The organism is Vibrio sp. Y176 (genome assembly GCF_033438945.1).
This window is the reverse complement of the sequence record NZ_JAWOQS010000123.1, coordinates 1-1,058: the sequence shown is the minus strand read 5'-3', so window position 1 is coordinate 1,058 and position 1,058 is coordinate 1. Positions and strand designations below refer to the sequence as shown.

The following is a 1,058-nucleotide window of genomic DNA, read 5'->3' as shown; positions in this document are numbered from 1 at the left end:
GTCGTAAAACTGACTGTCCATGTTCGCTACTTCTGGGCATGATTTATCATCACATTGGGACAAATCAACATTGAAGTTTTGAGTTTCGAAACGGGATAACAACGCTTGTTGCGTGATGACAGAATCTGGCACAAAGTTCATCAGTGATGAAGGTGCCCAATCGACCAAACCTAACTTACGCCAATAGTTGTCCCCCACGTAGTCAACATGGAATTTTGCCAAAATGTCTCGGCCAAGATCGGTCAGCCCACCGTCCCAATGCAGATATAGAACCGGAATTTTAGCTTGCTCGGCATAAGCCAGCGCATCTATTACCTGTTGGTTGGTATCTCCTGACAGCAAATGTTGTGACAGAATCAACAGGTTTGGCTTATCGGCTTTCAAGCAGCTAAGTAATTTTGAACCGTCGCACAGGTTAGCTTCATTAAATGTCAGGTCTGGTGAAATATTGTTGTTTAACCAACTGCGCGTCGCTTGCTCATCAGGAAAGTAATAAGACTGATCCATTTGCGCGATGACGACGTTTGAAGTAGCTCCACCTGACAACCAAGTAACGAGGTTTTTTAACCATTGAGTCATTGCCGCATTAGAAGAATCAGGAAAACGTTGTGCGGTTCGAAATGGGTTACTGCCTAAAACAGCATAACGCTGGCCATTAGTTTGCTCACCAGCAATACCAATCGACAACGCTTGGTCTTTGTAGCCACTCGCCATCGCTTTATTGGTCATCAAGATGGTGTCGTTGAATCCATAGGTAGGAGCAAAAATCGCGGCATCATGCGTCGGATCCCAGTAAAGACCCGAAAGATTTTTTGCTATCGCAGATTTGATCGCATTCGACTGTTTCTTGTGCGCCTCAACAACTTGACGGCTTTCACGAATGAAGTCATTTGGGTCAGAAACCAATAGGGCATTGCCCGTTTCTAGCGCTTGTTGAACAGGAACTGGAGTTGGTGTGACTTGACTGTTTGATTGTGACTTGCTCTCTCCACCACCGCATCCGGTGGCAACAGCGGCAAGACCCAACGATATAATTGTTTTTTTCATATTTCACTTAT

At 45.1% G+C, this 1,058-nt stretch carries 1 pseudogene; it reads right to left on the bottom strand.

Going from position 1 to position 1,058, the window contains the following annotated elements:
- A pseudogene (locus R7O13_RS24530) lies at positions 1 to 1,047 on the bottom strand (hypothetical protein); the annotation flags it as partial.
- Positions 1,048 to 1,058 lie beyond the last annotated feature (11 nt).